The sequence below is a fragment of the Luteimonas sp. MJ250 genome (genome assembly GCF_039548455.1).
Classification (GTDB): domain Bacteria; phylum Pseudomonadota; class Gammaproteobacteria; order Xanthomonadales; family Xanthomonadaceae; genus Luteimonas.
This window is the reverse complement of the sequence record NZ_JBCLVB010000003.1, coordinates 218,270-238,892: the sequence shown is the minus strand read 5'-3', so window position 1 is coordinate 238,892 and position 20,623 is coordinate 218,270. Positions and strand designations below refer to the sequence as shown.

Below are 20,623 nucleotides of genomic sequence, written 5' to 3'. Positions count from 1 at the left end.
CGTCGTCGCTGCTGGAGGCTTCGGCCGCAGCCTCGTCCTGATCGGCCGCGTCACCATGGTCATGGCCACCGGCGCCGTGCACGTGGCCGTGTTCGATCTCGACCTGCTGCGCCTCGCGCACGTCGACGATCTCGACGTCGAAGTGCAGGTCCTGTCCGGCCATCGGATGGTTGAGGTCGACATCGACCACGCTCATGCCGACCTTCTGGATGGTCACCGCGCGCGGGCCGAAGTTGGTGTTCAGCACCACCTGGTCGCCGACGCTGAGCTTCTGGCCGCTGAAGTGCTTCTTCGGCACGCGCTGGGTCATGCCCTCGCGACGCTCGCCATAGGCCTCGGCGCAGGGCACGTCGGCGCTGAAGCTGTCGCCGGCGACGTGGCCTTCCATCGCCTTTTCAAGGCCCGGGATGATGTTGCCGTGGCCGTGCAGGATCGCCAGCGGCTCGTCGCGGTCCTTCGACGTCTCCACCGGTTCGCCGCCCTTCTGCGAGACGGTGTAGTGGAAGCGGACGACGCGGTCTTTTTCGATCTTCATGGGCAATGGGTCCGGAAGCGCGGCACGCGGCCGCTTGTAGGAATGCGGGGGCTCGGCCAAGATGCCGGCCGATGGGCAAGGACACGCATTATCCAGACACCGGCCGTCGCGCGCCAATCGCCGCCGCGGTGTTGCTGACCGTCGCCTTCGCCGCCGGCTGCGGCCGCACCGCTGTCCGCGCGCCGTCGCCGTCGCCGGCCCGGGTGCCGGCCGTCGCCGAACGCGAATGGCCCCAGGTCACGCCGGCCGATCCGGCCGCGGCCAATGCGGTGATGATGCGCGCCATCAGCCTGGTCGGCACGCCCTATCGCTACGGCGGCAACACCCCCGAGGGCGGCTTCGACTGTTCGGGCCTGGTCAACTATGTGTACCGGGACATGCTGGACCTGAAGCTGCCGCGCACCTCGCGCGACCTCGCCGCCTATCAGGGGCCGAAGATCCAGCCGGAAAAGCTGGCGACCTCCGACCTGGTGTTCTTCGGCAGCGGTGGCAGCGTCACCCACGTCGGCATCTACATCGGCGAGGGCCGCTTCGTCCATGCCCCCAGCACCGGCGGCACGGTCCGCCTGGACCATCTCGATGGAAGCTACTGGCGGCGCAACTACAGCGGTGCAAAACGCATCCTGCGCTGAATCGGGGACATGCGTCTCACGACATTCACCTCACGCTAATGAAATCGTAACAAGTTCACGCCGTCTCTACGGCACCATCACGCGCTGCTGTTGTCGACTTGTGAAGACCGCGTGACATTTTTTCCAGGCATCGCCTTCTCCAGCCGCTCCACCCTCCGGGTGCGATCGCTCCTCCTCAGTGGCCTGCTGCTCTGCGCGGCCCCGGCATTCGCCGCCCCGCTGGGTGCCGACTCCGCCGACCAGATGCTTTCCGGCTCGGCCAGCCAGACGCTGATGGGCACCGGCGTCGCGCCGAACCGCGACATGCTGAGCGCCGCCGACGTCCTGCAGCTGATCGAGGCCGGCGAGTCCAGTGCCGACGCCCAGCCGGCTGGGCGCATCCAGGTCCTGCTGCAGCGGGCCATGGGCCTGCTCGGCACGCCCTACCGCTGGGGCGGCACGTCGCCGGACTCCGGCTTCGATTGCAGCGGCCTGGTGGGCTATGTGTTCCGCACCGCGCTGGGCATTGAGCTGCCGCGCGTGTCGCGCGAGATGGCCGGCAACGGCGAAAAGGTGGACCGCGCGGCGCTTGCCGCCGGCGACCTGGTGTTCTTCGGCCGCCGCGGCAAGCGCGTCGACCACGTCGGCATCTACGTCGGCGACGGCCAGTTCGTGCATGCGCCACGCACCGGCCGCGATGTCACGGTGTCGCGCCTGGACACCGGCTACTGGGCCGGCAAGTTCCTCCAGGCCCGCCGCGTGGACGGCCTGCACAGCTGAGCTCCTGCCTGGCGCGATGCTGATGTGACCGAAGGCCGCCTTCCAGGGCGGCCTTCCTGCTTGAGCTGCCCGGGCCCCGTTGCAGCGCGGCGTGCACGCCCCCGCGCCGCGGGCGAAGCTCGCTGCCATCGAAACCACGGTAAAGGACCGCGATGCAGGCGACGCTGTTGACCAACCTCCTGCTGCCACTGGCGCTGGGGGTGATCATGCTCGGGCTTGGAATGGGCTTGACCATCGACGATTTCCGGCGCGTGGCGCGCTACCCGGGGGCGGTATTGACCGGCCTGGCCCTGCAGACCCTGGTCCTGCCCTGGGTAGCCTTCGGGCTGGCGCTGGGCTTCGGGCTGCGGCCGGAACTCGCGGTCGGGCTGATGCTGCTGGCTGCTTCACCCGGCGGCGCGACCGCCAACATCTACAGCCACCTGGCCCGCGGCGACGTGGCGCTCAACATCACCCTGACTGCGATCAACAGCCTGCTCTGCCTGCTGACCCTGCCGGTGGTCCTCAACCTGTCGCTCGAGTATTTCCTGGGCACCGGCCAGTACGTCCCGCCGCCGGTGGCGAAGGTGGTCGAAGTCGGCGTCATCATCCTGCTGCCGGTCGCCGCGGGCATGGCCGTGCGCCGGTTCGCGCCGGGGTTCGCGGCCAGTTCGGCCAAGCCGCTGAGGCTGCTCTCGGTGGCAGTGCTGGCGCTGCTGGTCGCGGTGGCGGTGGCGCAGTCCTGGCAGGTGCTGCTGTCGTCGGTGGCCGTGGTCGGCCTGGCCTGCCTGCTGTTCAACCTGGCCAGCCTGGGCGCGGGCTATGCGGCGCCACTGGCGGTGAAGCTGCCGCGCCCGCAGGCCATCGCAATTTCGATGGAGATCGGCATCCACAACGGCACGCTGGCGATCTTCATCGCGCTCAACGTGCTCGGCACTGCCGCGATGGCGATCCCCGCGGCGGTGTACAGCCTGCTGATGTTCTTCACCGCGGCCGCGTTCGCCTGGTGGCTCAACCGCCCTGCCACGGCGCCGGCATAGAGGCCCGCGACCGGCGCCGGGCCGCCGGGCATCCTCCCCCGCAGTCGGGGGAAGACGGCCGCCGGTCTATTCGACCCTGGTGAACTCGCCCCACTCGGCCAGCTGCCCGGCGATCGCGTCGCCATCGCCGACCACGATGATGCTCTGTCGCTCCGGCACGAAGTAGCGGGCCGCCATCGCCTGCACCTGGCCGGCGGTCACCGCGCGCACCCTGGGCACGAACTCGCCCAGGTAGTCCGGCGGCAGGCCGACCAGCCAGTTCGAGGCCAGCGACGACGCCACCGATGCCTGCATCTGGTTGCCGATCAGGTAGCTGCCGGCGACATAGCGCTTGGTGTCATCGAGCTCGGTCGCCGGCACCGGCTCGGCGCCGAGGCGTGCGTACTCGCTGAAGAACTCGGTCAGCGACGCGCCGGTGACCTCGTTGCGAACGTCCGCGGAGCCGACCACGTAGCCGCCCTGCGCCGAGGACGCGGCGCCGGCCCGTGCGCCGTAGGTGTAGCCCTTCTCCTCGCGCAGGTTCTGCATCACCCGGCTGGAGAAGCTGCCGCCGAGCACGGTGCCGGCGAGCTGCAGCGCAATCGCGTCGGGGTCGCTGGCCGGCACCGCCGGACTTGCCAGCCGCAGGGTCGACTGCACGCTGCCATCGCGCTGCAGCAGCAGGCGCCGGGCCTCGGCCTGGCGCGGGGCGGCGGGCGTGGCCGCGACGTCGGCCGATCCCTGCGCCTTCCAGTCGCCAAAGGCCGCCTCGGCGAGGCGGAACGCCTCGTCGGCCTCGACGCGGCCGGCAACCACCAGCAGGCTGCGCCCGGGATGGAAACGCCGCGCGTGCTCGCGGCGCAGCACCTCGGGGGTCACGGCCGTGATCGAGGCTTCGGTCGGCTGCGTGCGCGCGTAGGGATGGTCGCCGTAGACCGCCGACAGCAGCGCGCGGGTGGCGCGGAACCCCGGCTGCGCCTCGGCCGCCTTCAGCGCCTGCAGTGCATTGGCCTGCGCCAGCTTGACCTCGCCCTCCGGGAAGGCCGGCGTGCGCGCGACCTCGGACAGAAGGGACAGCATCGGGCCGGCATTGGCGGCCAGCGCATTGGCATGCACGATGGCGCCGTCGCTGCTTACGGTGGCGCCGATGCCACCGCCCTGGGCCTGCGCGAATTCGGCGATCTGGCGTGAATCACGCTCGGCGGTGCCTTCGGGCAGCAGGGCGGCGAGCAGCGAAGCGAAGCCCGGCGCGTCCGGTGCATCGGCCACATAGCCGGCATTGCGCACCGCAAGCACGTAATCCACGCGCGGGATGCCGTCGCGCGGCACCACCCAGACCTCGAGGCCGTTGGCGAGCGTCCTGCGTGCAATCTCCGGCACCGGGAGCGGCTTGTCGGCCGCATACGGCGGCAGGTCCTCGGGAAGGTCGGCGGCGGGGCCGGCGACGGCGGCGCCGCAGGCCAGCGCGGAAACGGCCAGGGCGAGCAGAGTGTGCTTGAAGAAGATGGTCATGGAAGTCTCCTCAGTCCTGGCCGCTGGTGTCAGGCGCGTCTGCGCCTGCGTCGGCTGCGTCGTCGCCCACCTGAGCGTTCAAGACGGCGGTGTCGGCGTTGGCCGCGGCGGCCTGCAGCATCGCGTCCGGCTTGCGGTCGATGACGGTGCGGTTGTCGCGCGTCAGGTAGGTGCGCGCGGCGCGCTGCACATCGGCCGAGGTCACCGCATCGATCCAGCCCGGAATCCGGTTCACGACTTCGGCGTCTTCCCACATCAGCTGCAGCTTGGCCAGGGCATCGGCGCGGGAGAGGAAGGACTCCAGGCCGTTGTACCAGTCGGCCAGCATGCGGGTCTTGACCCGGGCCAGCGTTGCGTCGTCGACGCCGTCGGCGACCACCTTCGCGATCTCCTCGTCGATGGCGGCCAGCATGGCGTCGGCATCGGTGGTGGGCTTGTACAGCGCGAACACGGTGAACAGCGTCGGGCCGTCATATTCCCACTCGCTGGTCAGGCCATAGAGCGAGTCGACGTTGAGCGCCAGCTCCCGGCCCTTCACCAGCCCCTGGTACAGGCGCGAGGCGTCGCCGTTGGCGAGCAGCGCGCCCAGCACCGCCATCGGCGCCTGGTCGGCGCTGCCGCGGTCGGGCATCTTCCAGGCCACGGCGATCGCCGGCACCTGGGCCAGCTTGTCGCCCTGCTGCAGGCGCGTCTCCTGCGTGTTGAGGCCTTCGCTGAAGTCGGGTGCGGCAGGCGTCTCGCGCCGCGCGATGTCGCCGAAATACTGCTCCGCAAGCGCGAAGCCTTCGTCCGGCGAGATGTCCCCGGCCAGCGAAAGGATCGCGTTGTTCGGGCCGTAATAGTCGCGGTGGAACGCCTTCACGTCTTCCAGGCTGGCGCTTTCAAGATCCTCGAAGCTGCCGTAACCGTCGTGGTTGTTCTCCCACTTCTGGAACGCATGCATGCCGATGTCGATCCACATGAAGCCGCCATAGGGCTGGTTCTGCACGTTGTTGCGGATCTCTTCCTTGACCACGTCCTGCTGGTTCTTCAAGGTCGACTCGCTGAAGTCGAGCATGCGCATGCGGTCGGCTTCGAGCCACAGGATCGGCTCGATCGCCGACGAGGGCGCGATCTCGATGTAGTTGGTGAAGTCGGCGCGGGTCGAGCCGTTGTTGCGCCCGCCGCCGCCGGTGATCACGCGGTCGAACACGCCCTCGGGCGCGTTGGCCGAGCCCTCGAACATCAGGTGCTCGAACAGGTGCGCGAAGCCGGTGCGGTTGCGCGGCTCGAGCCGCATGCCGATGCCGTAGACCACGCTGACGCCCACTACCGGCGCGCTGCGGTCCTCGGAGACCACCACGGTCAGACCATTGTCGAGGGTCTTCGTCGCCACCGGGATATCCCAGCGGTCGGTGCCGGCGGCGAAGGCCGGCGCCGCGATCAGCAGCGCCGACAGCCACGCGATGTGCCTGGGCAGTTTCATCTGTCCCCCTCTCCCTTGTGGACGAATCGCGAACATACCGCGGATGCCCGGGCCGGTAGCCGGCCGGAAGTCATGCCCGCGACGCAGGGCCGGCATCGGTGGATACTGCCGCCTTTCCGCCCACGCACCGGTGAACGATGTTCCCTCGCACCCTGCCCGCCGCCCTTGTCCTGGCCCTCCTCCTGTCGCCCCGGGCCGTCGCGGCCGCGGAGCCGCCGCTGCCGCAGCTCGAGGCCTACACCGTCCACGAAAGCTGGCGCCAGCCCATCGCACCGGTGCGCATCGCCGACGGCACCTGGCACATCGGAACGGCCAACCTGAGCGCGATCCTGGTGAAGACCCCGGCAGGCGCGGTGCTGATCGACGGCGGCATGCCGCAGGCGGCGAACATGCTGTTGCGGCACATGGCCGACCTGGGCGTGGCGCCCGGCGACCTCAAGCTGATCCTGCTCAGCCAGGCCCATGCCGACCATGCCGGCCCCCTCGCCGAGATCCGCCGGAAAACCGGTGCGCGCATGGCCGCGAACGCCGAGTCCGCGGTGCTGCTGGCACGCGGCGGCAGCGACGACATCCACTTCGGCGACGCCATCACGTTCCCACCGGTACAGGTCGACCGCCTGCTGCTTGACCGCGAAGTCGTCGAACTCGGCGGCATGCGCTTCACCGGACACTTCATGCCCGGACACACGCCGGGCAGCACCGCCTGGACCTGGACCGATCGCGACGATGGCCGCGAAGTGCGCATCGCGTATGCCGACAGCCTGAGCGCGCCGGGCTACCAGTTGGTCGGGAACCCGCGCTATCCGCGCATCATCGAGGACTACCGCCGCAGCTTCGAAGTGGTCCGCGCCCTGCCCTGCGACCTGCTGCTGACCCCGCACCCTGGCTCCAGCGGACGCAATTTCGCCGATCCGGCGGCTTCCAAACCGATGGGCTGCATCGAGTACGCCGATACCGCGGAGCGCGCCTTCGAGGAGCAGCTCGAGGCCGAGCGCAGCAAAGGTGGGCGCTGAGCGGAGCGGGGCCAGGCGCAGGCCAACAACCGGCGCGCCGGCAGCGGTGGCCGCACGCTATGGCTGGCCGGCGCGCCCGGTATCGACGGCCTCTTCTTCCGCCCGGTCGCCTTCCTCGACCCCGACGTTGCTCGACGCGCGCTCGTACACCGCGCGGTCGAGCAGGCCGGTCTCCTTCGCCACCAGCACCGGCACCAGCACCTGGCCGGTCACGTTGGTCATGGTGCGCATCATGTCGAGGATGCGGTCGATGGCGTAGAGGATGCCGATCGCCTCCAGCGGCAGGCCAGCGGCGCTGATCACCACCGTGGCCATGATCACCGCCGTGCCCGGCACGCCGGCGGTGCCGAAGCTGCCCAGCACCGAGGCCAGGGCGATCAGGAAGTACTGGCCGGTCGAGAGCTCGATGCCCATGAACTGGGCGATGAACACCGCGCCGAGCGCCGGATAGATCGCGCCGCAGCCGTCCATCTTGATGCTCGCGCCCAGCGGCACGGCGAAGCTGGCGTAGTCCTTGTCCACGCCGAGGTTGTGCGTGGCCGAGGTCAGCGACAGCGGCAGCGCGGCGAAGCTCGACGACGCCACGAAGCCGATCTGCATCGCCGGCGCCGCACCGCGGAAGAACTTCAGCGGGTTCAGTCCGTGCGCCAGCAGCAGCCCGGTGTAGACCACCAGGATGTGGAAGGCACAGGCGAGGTACAGGGCGATGACGAACTTGCCCAGCGGGATCAGCTGCTCGAAGCCATAGCTGCCCACCAGCGCCGCGATCAGGCCGAAGGTGCCCAGCGGCGTGGCCTCGAGCACGAAGCGGGTGACCTGGATCATCATCTCGCGCGACTCGTCCATCAGCGCGCGCAGGCGCAGGGCCTTCGCGCCCAGCCGGACCAGGGCGAAGCCGACCAGGCCGGCGAAGAAGATCACCTGCAGGATGGTGAAGTTGCTCGGCACGATGACGCGCTGCCCGTCCTCCGTGCGCCCGGCGCCCAGCGCGGCCATGGCACGGAACGGGTTTTCCGGAACGATGTTGACCAGCACGTCCAGCGGCCCGGGCACGTCGCGCTGCTGGTAGGTCTCGGCCACCTGCAGGCTGGCCGCATCGACGCCGACGCCGGGCTTGAGCACCAGCCCGAAGGTCAGGCCGACCGCCACCGCCAGCACCGCGGTGATCGCGAACCACGCGAAGGTACGCGCCGCCAGCGCGGCGATGGAGCGCTGCCCCGCCAGCGAACCCACCGCGCTGACCACGGCGAAGAACACCAGCGGGATGGCGATCATCTTGATCAGGTTGACGTAGACCGTGCCCAGCGGGCCGAACCAGGTCTCCGCCGCAGGGCCGAGCAGCCAGCCCGCCAGCGCGCCGAGCACGAAGCCGGCGGCCACCCGCTGCCAGAACGGGATCTTGAACCAGGCCTTGACGTGCTTCATCGGCATCCAGCGGAAAGTGCAGTAAGGCACCTTAGCCCATGGGTCATCCCGGCGGCGATGACGGAGGCGGAACGCCGGAGTGTCATCACCGGGACGCTGCCCGCCGGCCATAATGTCCCTTCCATCGGCCGCCCGAACCGCACAGGACCCTCATGACCCGCACCGCACGCCCGTTCTCTCCGGCTTCGATCCACACTCGCCTGCCCGCCATGCTGACCGTGATGGCGGCCTGCCTCGCGACCGCCTGTGCGACGCAGCCCGCCGGCGGCAGCGGCGCGCACGCGACCTCCAGCAATGCCGCGACGCCCGCGTCGTTGCACGTCGACGTGCCTGCGATCAGCCGCCCCGAAGGCGAGACCGCGGCGTGGTGGTATCGCAGCGGTGCCGCGCACGCGGCGGCCAACGGCGCCATGGCCGGGCGCGCGAAGAACGTGATCCTGTTCGTCGGCGACGGCATGAGCCTGACCACGGTGGCCGCGGCGCGGATCTACGCCGGCCAGCTCGAGGGCGGCTCCGGCGAGGAGAACCTGCTGTCCTGGGAACATTTCCCGGCAACCGCGTTCTCGCGCACCTACAACACCAACGCGCAGACGCCGGATTCCGCCGGCACCATGACCGCGATGGCCTCGGGCGTGAAGAGCCACATCGGCGCGATCGGCGTCAGCGCCGGCGCCATGGACGACTGCGCGGAGTCCAGCGGCAAGCGCGTGCAGAGCTGGCTGGCGCTCGCCGCCGATGCTGGCATGGCGACGGGCATCGTCACCACCGCGCGCCTGACCCACGCCACGCCGGCGGCGCTGTACGCGCACGTCCCGAACCGCAACTGGGAAAGCGATGCCTCCACCCCGGACGCGGCGAAGGCGGCCGGTTGCACCGACATCGCCAGCCAGTTCATCGACTTCGTGCGCGACACCGGCGGCCCGCAGGTGGTGCTGGCAGGCGGCGCGCGCGAGTTCCTGCCGGCCGTAGAAGTGATGCCGGGCGTGCGCGGTCGCCGCAGGGACGGCCGCAACCTGGTGGCCGAGTGGCAGGGACTGAACCCCGACGGCGCCTTCGTGCACACGACCGGCCAGTTCGAAGCCGCACGCGGCGCCTCGCCGGTGCTCGGCCTGTTCGAGCCCAGCCACATGCAGTACGAGCACGACCGCGACCGCAGCGCGGAGGGCGAACCCGACCTCGAAGCCATGACCCGCTTCGCGATCGAGTCGCTGTCGCGCGGTGATCAGGGCTACGTGCTGCTGGTCGAGGGCGCCCGCATCGATCACGCCAACCACGAAGGCAACGCCTACCGCGCGCTCGACGAGACCGCTGCCATGGCGCGCGCGGTGCAGGCGGCGTCGGACATGACCTCGGCCGAGGACACGCTGATCGTGGTCACGGCCGATCATTCCCACGTGCTCAGCTTCTCCGGCTACCCGCGCCGCGGCAACCCGATCCTCGGCAAGGTGCGCGAATACGGCGACGGCCCCGCCCTGGACGCACTCGGCCTGCCCTACACCACGCTCAGCTACGCCAACGGCCCCGGCTACGCCGGCGCCAGCAACGAACAGCCGGCCGGTCCGAAGCGCCACGGCCACGACCTGGAGCAGGCGCAGCCGGCAGTGGGCCGCCCCGACCTGAGCGACGTCGATACCGCGCATCCGGACTACCTGCAGGAAGCGCTGGTGCCGCTGGGCTCCGAAACCCATGGCGGCGACGACGTCGGCATCTGGGCGCGCGGCCCGGGCAGCGCCGCCTTCCGCGGCACGCTGGAGCAGAACGTGATCTACCACGTGATCGTGCAGGCGGCGCCGAAGCTGCGCGGCCAGCTGTGCGCCGCGGGCAGCTGCGATGCATCGGGCGTGCCGGTGCAGCTGCCGGACGTTTCCAAAAAGTAGACGGACATCCGCGCCGCGCGAAATGGACGCAGCGCGGCGGCTCCACGCACGCACGCCGGGGCCATCCGGTCCACGGCAGCCCGTATCAGATTCCGTGGGCCACGCGCCCGGGCTCCGCTGGCGCCAGCGGGTTCCGGGCCATGAGCCCGGGCCCGGCGGTGTGCGGCCCCATCTCCTGGAGCGCACGCAGCGACTCGCGTGGCGACACGGCCTGGGCGTCCTCGATGGCCATCGACACCCGACGCTGCGCCGGGTCATCCAGCCGTCCCTGGACAACGAACACCCGCGAAGGCCCGACTGTCCCGCCCTCGGGCGAAGCAAACACGACGTGGTCGGCGGACGTCAGCCGCTGCGCCGCTGCACGGCCGGCAAGCGCGAGCGCCACGAGTTCGCCATCCGCCTCCGGTCCGGCGCCGCGATCCGGTTCCAGGCGCCTGATGTGGCCACGGATCTGTTCCAGCAGGCGGAATCCACCGCGCGGCGAGTCCATGCGGCCGCCCTCCTCGAAGACCGGCGACGGCAGCACCGGCCTGCCGAGCACCACGTCAAGCGACGCCCGCCACGTGGCAGGGTCGATGTCGGCCGTCGGCTCCAGCCCCTGGTCCAGCTGGAAGGCGAGCACCGCGCCCTGCATCGACAGCCGGTAGACCCCGTCGATCTCGACCGGCAAGCCGCCCACGGCCCGGTGGTCACCGGCCACCAGGGCCCGCTGCACCACGGTCATGCGCTCGCCGGACCCGCCGACGCGCAGCACGCCGTCTTCGACCGGCGCACGCGGCTCCACGCCCGCGCGCTGCGCGGCCTGCACCGGCAGGCGGCCCTCCACCAGGTCGCGGATGTAACTGTCGAACCGGCCGTAATGGCGCGTGTCCATTTCGATGTGGACGTGCTTGCCCGCATTGCGCGGCAGGCCGATGTTGTTCTGGGTGCCGATGGACTGGCCATAGGCCACGCGATCGCCAGGCTCGACCGCGATCGGACCCAGGTGCCGGACGCGGGCCACCAGCGACCTGTCGCCCGGATCGAGGATGTCGACCACGCCGTTGGGCGCGTCCACGCGCCCGATGATGCCTGCCGCCGGCGCGGGCACATCCACGCGGCGGCTGTCACTCGCGGTCGGGTCGTCGAGGATGAAGTCCTTGATGAGCAGGACCTGGTCGGGGGCCAGGGAGCGGTACTTGCGGTCGGTTCGCAGCGCCTGGACTTCCTGCAGCTCGCCGCCGATGAACGCGTACGAGCGATTGTGTTCGTGCTCCACGTCTATTGGAACACCACCCTCGAACCGTGCGTTGCGGTTGGAGAATGGATGATGCGTGACCAGGCTCGCCAGATCGGTGACCGCGATGTTCCTCGGGGGCCTCCCCGGATCGGGATACGCATATTGGGTGACGCGGTAAGGGGTGGAGTCATTGGCAGGCATCGGACGTCCCTGTCTGAGCCGGGTTCATTTGCAGCGGACGTACACCTCGGTGCGTCCCTCATCGGCGACCGTCAACCGGTCCCCGGCGAGCACGTAGATCCGGGCATCGACATGCGTCCGTTCGGGGTCCAGGCTGGATGTCGACAAGACCCGCCAGGCCCGCGGGGCGGCGGCGATCTCCTCCATCGACACCAGGGTGTCGTCATCTTCGTAATTGCGTCGCTTGCTTCCTTCAATCAGGAAGCGCATGTCGCTGTCCGACGGCTCGTCCGCGGAACAGGGCCAGGGATGCACATCCCAGACGCCCTGCAGCTCGGACGGGAAGCTTGGGCCGGATGGCTCTTCGCCCCGCGCGGAGTGAACGGGGAACATGAGCGAAATGGTCAGAAACACGGCGGCAAGTGCGATCTTCAAGGCGTCCTCCATGACACGCTGCGACAAACCCGACCCTACCAGCGCGATCGGCACTCCGGTATAGGGCTTTCCCGAGCCTCCGGGCGGCGAACCGCCCGGCGCGCCCGCCTTCAGAACGGCTTCGCGAGCACCAGCCAGACGATCACCAGCAGGATCAGCACCGGCAGCTCGTTGCGGATCCGGAGCATCTTCGTGGAAGGAAGGCTGCCTCCGCGCGCGGCGGTCTTCAGCTGGCGGCCTTCGAAGATGTACATCGCGAACATCACCGCCACCAGCAGCAGCTTGGCGTGCAGCCAGCCGGTGCCGCTGCCGACCATGGTCGGGAACTCCGGGATCACGCGGTAGCCCAGCCACAGCACGAGGCCCGCGACCACCGCCAGCCCGAACATCACGTGCCCGAAGCGATACAGGCGGCGACCCATCAGCAGCAGGCGCTCGCGCACCGCGGCGTTGCCGCCGTCCTCGGCGATGTTGATCAGGATCCGCGGCAGGTAGAACGCGGCGGCGACCCAGGCCATCACCAGCACGATGTGGACGGCCTTGACCCAGAAATAGCTCTGCATTTGCTTGAAGCCCCTTGGAGTAATGCGCGACAGGATCGCACGGAGGCCGCCGCAGCCGGTATCGTGCGCGCCCATGGACAAGACCTATGACCGGGACTATTTCGACCGCTGGTACCGCCAGGGCGGCATCGGCGGACGCCAGCGGCTGGCCCGCAAGATCGCGCTGGCCGTGGCCACCGCGGAGTACCACCTCGAGCGCCCGCTGCGCACGGTGCTCGACATCGGCTGCGGTGAGGGCGCCTGGCGCGCACCCCTGCTGAAGCTGCGCCCGAAGGCCCGCTATATCGGCTTCGACAGCAGCGAGTACGCGATCAGCCGCCACGGTGCGCGCCGCAGCCTGCATTTCGCGCGTTTTGCCGACTTCGAACACCTGCGCCCCTGCCCGCCGGCCGACCTGGTGGTCTGCAGCGACGTGCTGCACTACCTGCCCGCGCGCGAGATCGATCGCGGCCTGCCCGGCCTGGCCGAGCTCTGCGGCGGCGTCGCCTTCCTCGAAGCCTTCGCCCGCGAGGACGCCGCCGTAGGCGACGAAGACGGCTTCATCGGCCGTCCCGGGGCCTTCTACCGGCGCCGCTTCGAGGCCGTGGGCTTCCGCGCACTGGGCTCGCACTGCTGGCTGGCCCCCGGCCTGGCACCCGGGGCAACCGCCCTCGAACTGGCCTGAACGGGGGCTCCGGCCATGTGACGAAAGGCCGACACGGGCCCAGGTCCGCCTGCGTTATGCTGCAGCGCGCAACAAACGAGCACGCCCGCCGATGATGTACCAGCTGCACGAATTCAACCGCACCCTGCTTGCCCCGTTCACCGAACTGGCGCAGGCCAACGCGAAGATCTTCGGCACCGACGGCACCTGGCTGTCCGCGGTCCCCGGCGCCGGCCGCCTGGCCGCGGGCAACGAACTCCTGCACCGCATCGGCAAGGACTACGAAAAGCCGCCCTTCGCCATCCACCAGGTGGTCAAGGACGGCCACGACGTGCCGGTGGTGGAAAAGGTCGCGCTCGACAAGCCCTTCTGCCGCCTGCTGCGCTTCAAGCGCTACACCGACGACGCCGAGAACATCCTGGGCATGAAGGACCAGCCCACCGTGCTGGTGGTCGCGCCCCTGTCCGGCCACCACGCCACGCTGCTGCGCGATACCGTGCGCACGCTCCTGCCCGAGCACAAGGTCTACATCACCGACTGGGTCGACGCGCGCATGGTGCCGAAGGAGGCCGGGGCCTTCACCCTCGACGACTACGTCGCCTACATCCAGGAGTTCATCCGCCACATCGGCGCCGAGCGCCTGCACGTGATGAGCGTCTGCCAGCCGACCGTGCCGGTGCTGGCAGCGGTCTCGCTGATGGCGTCACGCGGTGAAGAACTGCCGCGGTCGATGGTGATGATGGGCGGCCCGATCGACACCCGCGAGTCGCCGACCGCAGTCAACAACCTGGCGGCGAAGAAGCCGCTGTCGTGGTTCCAGAACAACGTCATCCACGTCGTGCCGCCCAACTACCCCGGCCACGGCCGCCGCGTGTACCCGGGCTTCCTGCAGCACACCGGCTTCGTGGCGATGAATCCCGAGCGCCACTTCATGTCGCACTGGGATTTCTACCAGGACCTGGTCAAGGGCGACCAGGAAGACGCGCAGTCACACCGCAAGTTCTACGACGAGTACAACGCCGTGCTCGACATGCCCGCCGAGTATTACCTGGACACCATCCGCGTGGCCTTCCAGGAGCACCTGCTGCCGCGCGGGGAGTGGGACGTCGCCGGCGAGCGCGTCAACCCCGCGGCGATCCGGGACTGCGCGCTGATGACCATCGAAGGCGAGCTCGACGACATTTCCGGCCTGGGCCAGACGCGCGCCGCGCATGATCTGTGCAGCGGCATCGCCGATGCCGATCGCGCGCACCTGACCGTGGACGGCGCCGGCCATTACGGCATCTTCAGCGGCCGCCGCTGGCGCACACAGGTGTATCCGCAGGTGCGTGACTTCTTCCTGGCGCATGATGCGGCGCCGGCCAAACCGGCTGCAGCGGCCAGGCGTCCCGCGCCGGAACGCGCCGCCAAGGCGGTACGCAGCGGTGCCGAGCGCCGCTGAAGCGCGGCGCCGACCGCTCAGGAATACCGGGCGGTCTTGACCAGCAGGTGCTTGGCCAGCAGCCCGTGGCCACGACCGATGGCGCGAGCAAGATGCAGGGTGGCGAACAGCAGCAGCACGCCGCCGAGCAGCATCGGAAGCAGTAGCGCGCCCTCCACCGGTACGCCGTCGAGGCCGTAGAGCACCACGTGGTTGCTGTGCAGCCAGGCGTCGCCGATGCCGGTCCACGACGCGATCGGCGCGAGCACGAAGCTGATCCCGATCGCCAGCAGGGTGGTGGCCAGGGTGAAATAGATGATGCCCAGCGGCAGCATCAGCAGCATGTACAGCATCGTGCTCCAGGTGCGCGGGTCGGTGAACATGTCGCCAATGCGCTGCCAGATGCTGCGCCCGCGCGCCGTGTACAGCGGCCGCCGCGGCATGCGCTCGCCCAGCATCACTTCCACGATCCGGCCCTCCACCAGCGACAGCACCCGCACCGAGCCGAAGAACAGGATCAGCAGCGGGATGCCGATGATCGTGATCGACAGGCCCAGCGTGGTCGAGAAGCCGGCCACCACCCAGGTGAAATAGAAGATGCCGGTGGCCAGCGCCAGCACCATGTAGAACAGCGAGGCATAGGTGCGGGGATCGGCGACCACGCCGAAGAAGCGGCCGAACGCCGACTTGCGCCGCGGCGGTACCGGCGAGCGCAGCGCGGTCTGCACCGTGGCCTCGGTATCGCGATAGATGTCGGCCACTTCATCCGGGGCGCCGTAGCTCGATGCGACCGCGGCGATGACCTCGGCCTCCGACCTGTCGGGGTTCTCGGCAAGCTCGGAGCGCAGGTATTCCTCGGCGTCGTACAGCGCGTCCTGGACCATGGCCGGGTCGGCGCCGGCCAGTGAGCGCCGCAGCTGTTCGAGGTACTCGGGAATGGTGCGCGGCAGGCTGTTCATCACGGGGTCCCCTCCAGGACGGTATCGACGGAATCGCGGGTTGCGCGCCAGGCGGCGGCCCATTCGCGCAGGGCGGCCTGCCCTGCCTCGGTCATGCGGTAATAGCGCCGCGGCGGCCCCGACTCCGAGGGCCCGACGTGGCTGGACAGCAGCCCGGTCGCCTCCAGGTTGCGCAGCACCGGGTACAGCGCGCTCTGCTTGCCGCTGAGTACGCCCTCGCCGAAGCGCTCCAGGGTCTTGGCGATCTGGTAGCCGTACATCGGCTCCTCGGCGCGCGAAAGCACCGCCAGCAGGGCCAGGGCGACCACGCCCGAACTCAGCTCGCGCTGGAACTTGCGCATCGCGGCGTCGATGTCGGGCGGGGGCGGCTGTTCGACCATGGGGGGATGCTAGTGCGAACTTCCATATAGTGAATGTGCCGATAGTCAGGACCACCAGCGGATGCGCAACAATCGAGGCCACCCGACCGGAGCCACGACGTGCACCCAAGCCACCGCATCCGCCCCCTGGCCCTGCTGGCCGCCCTGCTTTGCAGCGCTGCCGCGTCCGCCGGCTCCGACCCGGCCAACCGACCATCCGATGCCGGCCCGGCTGCCCCGACCGCCCGGCCCGCCGCGGCGCAGGCCGAAGTCCAGGCGCAACGCCCGAGGACAACGCAGGAGCTGCTCGATGCCTCGCTGCCCGCCGACTGGCGGCGCCCGGATCCCGCGAACACCCTGTACATGGAGCTGGCCGGCGGCCGGGTGGTGATCGAGCTCGCGCCGGACTTCGCACCGGAGCACGTCGCCAACATCCGCACGCTCGCCAAGGAAGGCTTCTGGGACGGGCTGACGATCTACCGCTCGCAGGACAACTTCGTGGTCCAGTTCGGCGACATCACCGACGAAGGCGGGGTGCCGAAGCCGCTGGGCGGCGCGAAGGCGGCATTGCCCTCGGAGTTCTCGCGCCCGAGCGAAGGCCTCGCCTTCCACGCCCTGTCCGATCCCGACGGCTGGGCGCCGGAGACCGGGTTCGCCGCCGGCTTTCCCGCCGCGCGCGATCCGACTGAAGGCCAGGCCTGGATGGCGCACTGCTACGCCACGCTCGGCGCCGGCCGCGACATGGCCGCGGATTCCAGCAACGGCACCGAGCTCTACGTGGTCATCGGCCAGGCGCCGCGCCAGCTCGACCGCAACATCACCCAGGTCGGCCGGGTGCTGCAGGGCATGGAGCTGCTGAGCGTGGTGCCGCGCGGCACCGGCCCGCTCGGCTTCCACGAGCAGGCAGCACAACGCGTGCCGATCAAGGCCGTGCGCCTGGCGTCCGAAGTCCCTGCGGCCGAACGCACCGAGCTCCAGGTGCTGCGCACCGACACGCCGCTGTTCGACGCCGTTGTCGAGTCGCGCCGGAACCGCCGCGACGACTGGTACCTGAAGCCGGCCGGCCACATCGACCTGTGCAACATCACCGTGCCGGTGCGCACGCCGCCGGCGACCTGAGCGGGGCGCCCACCCGGCACGTCCGTGGCGGCGTGCCCGGTGCATGGCCCGTCACGCGGCCTTGGCCCGCGGCTTCCTAGCCTGCAGTCCCGGCCCCCCACGGCCACCGACCCCCAGAGGATCCCCCGCGATGGCCCTGCTCAGAATCCGCCTCACCGGCAGCGACGACACCACCCGCGCTGTCATCAACCTGCTGCAGAGCCTTGACGGAATCGAGCACGTCGAAGAGATCGACGATCTGATGCCCCAGCTCGACGACGCCGACTCGAGCTCGGCCGGCCTGAGCGACGTCGGTGGACCACAGGGACATACGATCGAAATCGACGCCCCCAATCCGTCGACCGCGCGCCGCGTGCGCGAAGCGGTCGAGGCACTGGCGTTCGACCTCGACGCACTGGTCGAGTTCGAGGAAGAAGACGAGGACTGAATCCGGCAGGATCGCCGCGGGAGCGGCCACGGCTGCTCCCGCAAAAAGCGGTCAGTCGGAAACGGGCGCCAGCCGCAGGTCGTGGAAGTCGAAGCTGAAATCGGTCAGCGGCGACACCGCTTCCATCCGCGCCTGGCGCACCTTGCCGTCGTGGTCGAGGCTGAAATCGACGAAGGCATCGGCGTTGAGCGTCCGGTCGCGCCAGCGCACGATGAAGCTGTCGTGCTGCCAGTGCTCCAGGTCGCCGACCAGCTGTGGGGTACGGCTGAAGCGCATCTCCAGGCCCTGGCGGCCTTCGGCCACGATGACGTCGCCATACCAGGGATCGCGATAGGTGTCGGCATAGCCGGCCAGCGGCAGCGAAGGCTTCGAACGCGCATCACGGGCGGCCTGGTGCTTCGCCCAGTCCTCTTCGGCCTTGTCGCCGCCCTTGGCGATCGCCGCGGAATAGGCCGCGACCCAATCGGTCTCCGGCGCCTGCATATAGGCATCCAGCACGTGCATCGTGATCGCATTGAACGCAGCGCCGACTTCCTGGTTGGTCAGCACCACCACGCCCAGGTCCAGCTCCGGCACCAGGGTCAGGCGCGAGACCATCCCCGGCCAGCCTCCGGTGTGCCAGACCAGGCGCTGCCCGCGGTAGTCGCTGAGGCTCCAGGCCTCTCCGTAGCCGGCGAAGTTGGGCTTCGTGGCGGCGAGTTCGGGCACCGCCGGTTCGCGGACCGGGATCGGCGTCACCAGCGACCACATCGCCTCGTGGCGCTTGGCGCTGAACAAGCGCCTGGCATCGTCGCCATCGGCGGCACCGTCTCCGGGCACGCCTTGTTCAAGCACGCCGCCGTCCAGCTGCACCCGCATCCACTTCGCCATGTCGTTGACGCTGGAATAGATGCCGCCGGCGGCGGTGTTGTTCGACCACGACATCGCCGGCACCGGTTGCGGATCGCCGGCAAAACCCGGCCGCGCATGCCCCATCGCGACGTTGGTATCGCTCGGGCGCAGCGCGTTGCTGTCGATGCGGGTATCGGCCATGCCCACCGGCGTGAACAGCCGTTCGCGCACGAAGTCGGCATAGGGCTGGCCGGACACATCCTCGATCACCAGCTGCGCCACCGCGTAGAGCACGTTGTCGTAGGCGTAGCGGTCGCGGAAGCCGCCTTCGATCGGCACCTGCGCCAGGCGTTCGACCACGTCGCGGGTGCTGTAGTCCGAGGGCGGCCAGAACAGCAGGTCGCCGGCCCCCAGGCCCAGGCCGCTGCGGTGCACCAGCAGGTCGCGGATGCGCATCTCGCGGGTGACGTAGGCGTCGGACATGCGGAACCACGGCAGGTGGTCGATCACGCGGTCGTCGAGCTTGAGCTTGCCCTCGTCGGCCAGGATCGACAGCGAGGCCGAAGTGAAGGCCTTGGTGATCGATGCGATCGAGAACAGCGTATCGGCGTCCACCGCTGCGGGCTTGCCGACCTCGCGCTGGCCCCAACCGCCGGCGAACACCACCTCGCCATCCTTCACCACCGCCACCGCGATGCCGGGGACCTTGAAGGCCCCGCGCACCGCTTCAACCTGCGCATCAAGGCCGCCAAGCGGCGCGGGCGGCGCCTCCTGCGCGGCCGCGGCCGGTGACAGGAAGAGGGCCGAAGACAGCAGCAGGGAGACGACGAGGACGGGGTCTGGCGTGCGCATGGACGGGGCTACCGGCGTGGACTGCCCTGCAGTATCGGCCACTGCGACCTGCACCGGAACACGCGGGGCTATGATCGCGCTCCGGTCGGGGCGCTCCGGCGCAAGGCACCGCTGCGATGGATTCCCTGTTCGAGAACGCGGTCGCGCCGGTCGACCGCATCCATACCGGCATCGGCGGCTGGACCTACGCGCCCTGGCGCGACAATTTCTATCCCAAGGGCCTGGTGCAGCGACGCGAGCTGGAATACGCCAGCCGCAAGCTGTCGGCGATCGAGATCAAGCCAGGCCACAGCGGCGCCCCGCGACGTCTTCGTGTACTTCATTTCCGCGGCCAAGGAACGCAACCCGGCGGCGGCGATGACCCTGCACGAGCGGCTGGCCGACAGGAGTTGATCGCAGCAGCCTCCGGACCCTGCAGGCATCCGCGATAATCGCCTCCCCGTCCGCGACGACGCACCATGACACCGACCACCAGGGCCCAGCTGCAGGTCCATCTCTGCGTACTGCTGTGGGGCTTCACCGCCATCCTCGGCAAACTGATCACGCTGCCGGCGCTGCCTCTGGTCTGGTGGCGGATGCTGCTGGTCGCCGCCGCCCTGGCGCTGGTGCCGCGGGTATGGCGCGGGGTGCGCGCGATGCCGCGCCGGCTGCTGCTGTCCTACGCCGGCATCGGCGTGCTGGTGGCGCTGCACTGGCTGACCTTCTATGGCGCGGTCAAGCTGGCCAACGCCTCGGTGGCCGCGACCTGCATGGCGCTGGCCACGGTGTTCGTGGCGATGATCGAGCCGAGGCTGGCGAAGCGGCGCTTCTCGCGCGCCGAACTCGCGCTGGGCGTATCCGTGCTGCCGGGCGTCGGGCTGGTGGTCGGCGGCATCCCCGACGGCATGCGCATCGGCGTGGCGGTGGGCGCGGTGTCGGCGCTGTTCGTCGCGCTGTTCGGTTCGCTCAACAAACGCCTGGTCGACCATGCGGACCCGCTGGTGGTGACCGCCATCGAGCTCGGCGCCGGCGCGATCGCGCTGACCCTGCTCGCGCCGGTGATGCCGCTGCTGTTCCCGGCCTTCGCCGGACCGCTGTTCGTGCTCCCGGGCGCGGCCGACGCCGGCTACCTGCTGCTGCTCGCCTTCGCCTGCACCCTGTTCCCGTTCGCGCTGTCACTGGTGGCACTGCGCCACATGAGCGCGTTCTCCGCGCAGCTGGCGGTCAACCTGGAGCCGGTCTACGCCATCGTGCTGGCGATCGTGCTGCTGTCCGAACAGCAGGAGCTGAGTCTGCCCTTCTACCTGGGGGTGGTGATCATCCTGGCCGCGGTGCTGGTGCACCCGATGCTGACCCGCCCGCGGCGCATCACCCATCCCGAGGCGCTGGCGGTGGCGGAATCGCGCGACGTCACCGACTGA

At 69.8% G+C, this 20,623-nt stretch carries 19 protein-coding genes and 2 pseudogenes; 11 read left to right on the top strand and 10 right to left on the bottom strand.

All coding sequences use genetic code 11. The features are described 5' to 3' along the window. Nucleotides 1-55 precede the first annotated feature (55 nt). Nucleotides 56-535: pseudogene (locus tag WCE37_RS01635) on the bottom strand (peptidylprolyl isomerase); the annotation flags it as partial. Between the two features lie 71 nt (nt 536-606). Between WCE37_RS01635 and WCE37_RS01630 the strand changes: the two are divergent. The 3 genes from WCE37_RS01630 (at nt 607) to WCE37_RS01620 (ending at nt 2,945) form a co-directional block, all read left to right on the top strand. Then, nucleotides 607-1,167, top strand: a complete 561-nt coding sequence (locus WCE37_RS01630) for a C40 family peptidase (protein ID WP_343277835.1) — start codon at nt 607-609, stop codon at nt 1,165-1,167. A 111-nt stretch (nt 1,168-1,278) separates the two neighbouring features. Further along, nucleotides 1,279-1,926 carry a C40 family peptidase gene (locus WCE37_RS01625; RefSeq protein WP_343277834.1) on the top strand — a complete coding sequence of 216 codons (648 nt, stop codon included), beginning with the start codon at nt 1,279-1,281 and terminating at the stop codon, nt 1,924-1,926. A 167-nt stretch (nt 1,927-2,093) separates the two neighbouring features. Beyond that, on the top strand, nt 2,094-2,945 hold the full coding sequence (locus WCE37_RS01620; RefSeq protein WP_343277833.1) for a bile acid:sodium symporter family protein: 852 nt from the start codon (nt 2,094-2,096) through the stop codon (nt 2,943-2,945). A 66-nt stretch (nt 2,946-3,011) separates the two neighbouring features. On the opposite strand, the gene WCE37_RS01615 is transcribed toward WCE37_RS01620, so the two are convergent. Then, nucleotides 3,012-4,436: a pitrilysin family protein gene (locus tag WCE37_RS01615; RefSeq protein ID WP_343277832.1), complete on the bottom strand. Its 1,425-nt coding sequence runs from the start codon at nt 4,434-4,436 to the stop codon at nt 3,012-3,014. A gap of 10 nt (nt 4,437-4,446) precedes the next feature. After that, nucleotides 4,447-5,901 carry a pitrilysin family protein gene (locus WCE37_RS01610; RefSeq protein WP_343277831.1) on the bottom strand — a complete coding sequence of 485 codons (1,455 nt, stop codon included), beginning with the start codon at nt 5,899-5,901 and terminating at the stop codon, nt 4,447-4,449. A 137-nt stretch (nt 5,902-6,038) separates the two neighbouring features. Here WCE37_RS01610 and bla point away from each other — a divergent pair, with 137 nt between their 5' ends. Further along, nucleotides 6,039-6,914 carry a subclass B3 metallo-beta-lactamase gene (bla, locus tag WCE37_RS01605; RefSeq protein WP_343277830.1) on the top strand — a complete coding sequence of 292 codons (876 nt, stop codon included), beginning with the start codon at nt 6,039-6,041 and terminating at the stop codon, nt 6,912-6,914. A gap of 57 nt (nt 6,915-6,971) precedes the next feature. Here the strand turns inward: bla and WCE37_RS01600 are convergent, their stop codons facing one another. Further along, nucleotides 6,972-8,339: a dicarboxylate/amino acid:cation symporter gene (locus WCE37_RS01600; protein WP_343253685.1), complete on the bottom strand. Its 1,368-nt coding sequence runs from the start codon at nt 8,337-8,339 to the stop codon at nt 6,972-6,974. A gap of 152 nt (nt 8,340-8,491) precedes the next feature. Between WCE37_RS01600 and WCE37_RS01595 the strand changes: the two genes are divergently transcribed. Continuing rightward, a complete protein-coding gene (locus tag WCE37_RS01595) occupies nt 8,492-10,216 on the top strand; it encodes an alkaline phosphatase (protein WP_343277829.1) in 1,725 nt (574 codons plus the stop codon). A gap of 85 nt (nt 10,217-10,301) precedes the next feature. Here the strand turns inward: WCE37_RS01595 and WCE37_RS01590 are convergent, their stop codons facing one another. The 3 genes from WCE37_RS01590 to WCE37_RS01580 form a co-directional block, all read right to left on the bottom strand. Next, nucleotides 10,302-11,636 (bottom strand): XVIPCD domain-containing protein, encoded by a 1,335-nt coding sequence (locus WCE37_RS01590; RefSeq protein WP_343277828.1) that lies wholly within the window; start codon nt 11,634-11,636, stop codon nt 10,302-10,304. A 24-nt stretch (nt 11,637-11,660) separates the two neighbouring features. After that, on the bottom strand, nt 11,661-12,050 hold the full coding sequence (locus WCE37_RS01585; RefSeq protein WP_343277827.1) for a hypothetical protein: 390 nt from the start codon (nt 12,048-12,050) through the stop codon (nt 11,661-11,663). A 110-nt stretch (nt 12,051-12,160) separates the two neighbouring features. After that, a complete protein-coding gene (locus WCE37_RS01580; protein WP_343277868.1) occupies nt 12,161-12,613 on the bottom strand; it encodes a CopD family protein in 453 nt (150 codons plus the stop codon). Between the two features lie 73 nt (nt 12,614-12,686). On the opposite strand from WCE37_RS01580, the gene WCE37_RS01575 reads away from it, so the two are divergent. Then, complete coding sequence (locus WCE37_RS01575) at nt 12,687-13,277, top strand: class I SAM-dependent methyltransferase (protein WP_343277826.1); 591 nt, start codon at nt 12,687-12,689, stop codon at nt 13,275-13,277. 91 nt (nt 13,278-13,368) lie between these two features. Beyond that, entirely contained in the window at nt 13,369-14,697 is a 1,329-nt protein-coding gene (gene phaZ / locus WCE37_RS01570) for a polyhydroxyalkanoate depolymerase (RefSeq protein ID WP_343277825.1), read from the top strand. 17 nt (nt 14,698-14,714) lie between these two features. Here phaZ and WCE37_RS01565 read toward each other — a convergent pair whose 3' ends face one another. Then, nucleotides 14,715-15,635, bottom strand: a complete 921-nt coding sequence (locus WCE37_RS01565) for a sensor domain-containing protein (protein WP_343277824.1) — start codon at nt 15,633-15,635, stop codon at nt 14,715-14,717. Beyond that, on the bottom strand, nt 15,635-16,015 hold the full coding sequence (locus tag WCE37_RS01560) for a PadR family transcriptional regulator (RefSeq protein WP_343253692.1): 381 nt from the start codon (nt 16,013-16,015) through the stop codon (nt 15,635-15,637). Before WCE37_RS01560 ends, WCE37_RS01565 begins: the two co-directional genes overlap by 1 nt. Nucleotides 16,016-16,297: 282 nt before the next feature. Here WCE37_RS01560 and WCE37_RS01555 point away from each other — a divergent pair, with 282 nt between their 5' ends. Together WCE37_RS01555 and WCE37_RS01550 are read left to right on the top strand one after the other, a co-directional pair. After that, nucleotides 16,298-17,113: a peptidylprolyl isomerase gene (locus WCE37_RS01555; RefSeq protein ID WP_343277867.1), complete on the top strand. Its 816-nt coding sequence runs from the start codon at nt 16,298-16,300 to the stop codon at nt 17,111-17,113. Nucleotides 17,114-17,243: 130 nt separating this feature from the next. Then, on the top strand, nt 17,244-17,540 hold the full coding sequence (locus WCE37_RS01550; RefSeq protein ID WP_343253693.1) for a hypothetical protein: 297 nt from the start codon (nt 17,244-17,246) through the stop codon (nt 17,538-17,540). Nucleotides 17,541-17,591: 51 nt separating this feature from the next. Here the strand turns inward: WCE37_RS01550 and WCE37_RS01545 are convergent, their stop codons facing one another. Beyond that, the gene (locus WCE37_RS01545; protein WP_343277823.1) at nt 17,592-19,223 is read right to left on the bottom strand and encodes a serine hydrolase; all 1,632 of its coding nucleotides are present in this window, start codon (nt 19,221-19,223) and stop codon (nt 17,592-17,594) included. 116 nt (nt 19,224-19,339) lie between these two features. Between WCE37_RS01545 and WCE37_RS01540 the strand changes: the two are divergent. Together WCE37_RS01540 and WCE37_RS01535 are read left to right on the top strand one after the other, a co-directional pair. Then, a pseudogene (locus WCE37_RS01540) lies at nt 19,340-19,501 on the top strand (DUF72 domain-containing protein); the annotation flags it as partial. Nucleotides 19,502-19,681: 180 nt separating this feature from the next. Continuing rightward, nucleotides 19,682-20,623, top strand: a complete 942-nt coding sequence (locus WCE37_RS01535; RefSeq protein ID WP_343277822.1) for a DMT family transporter — start codon at nt 19,682-19,684, stop codon at nt 20,621-20,623.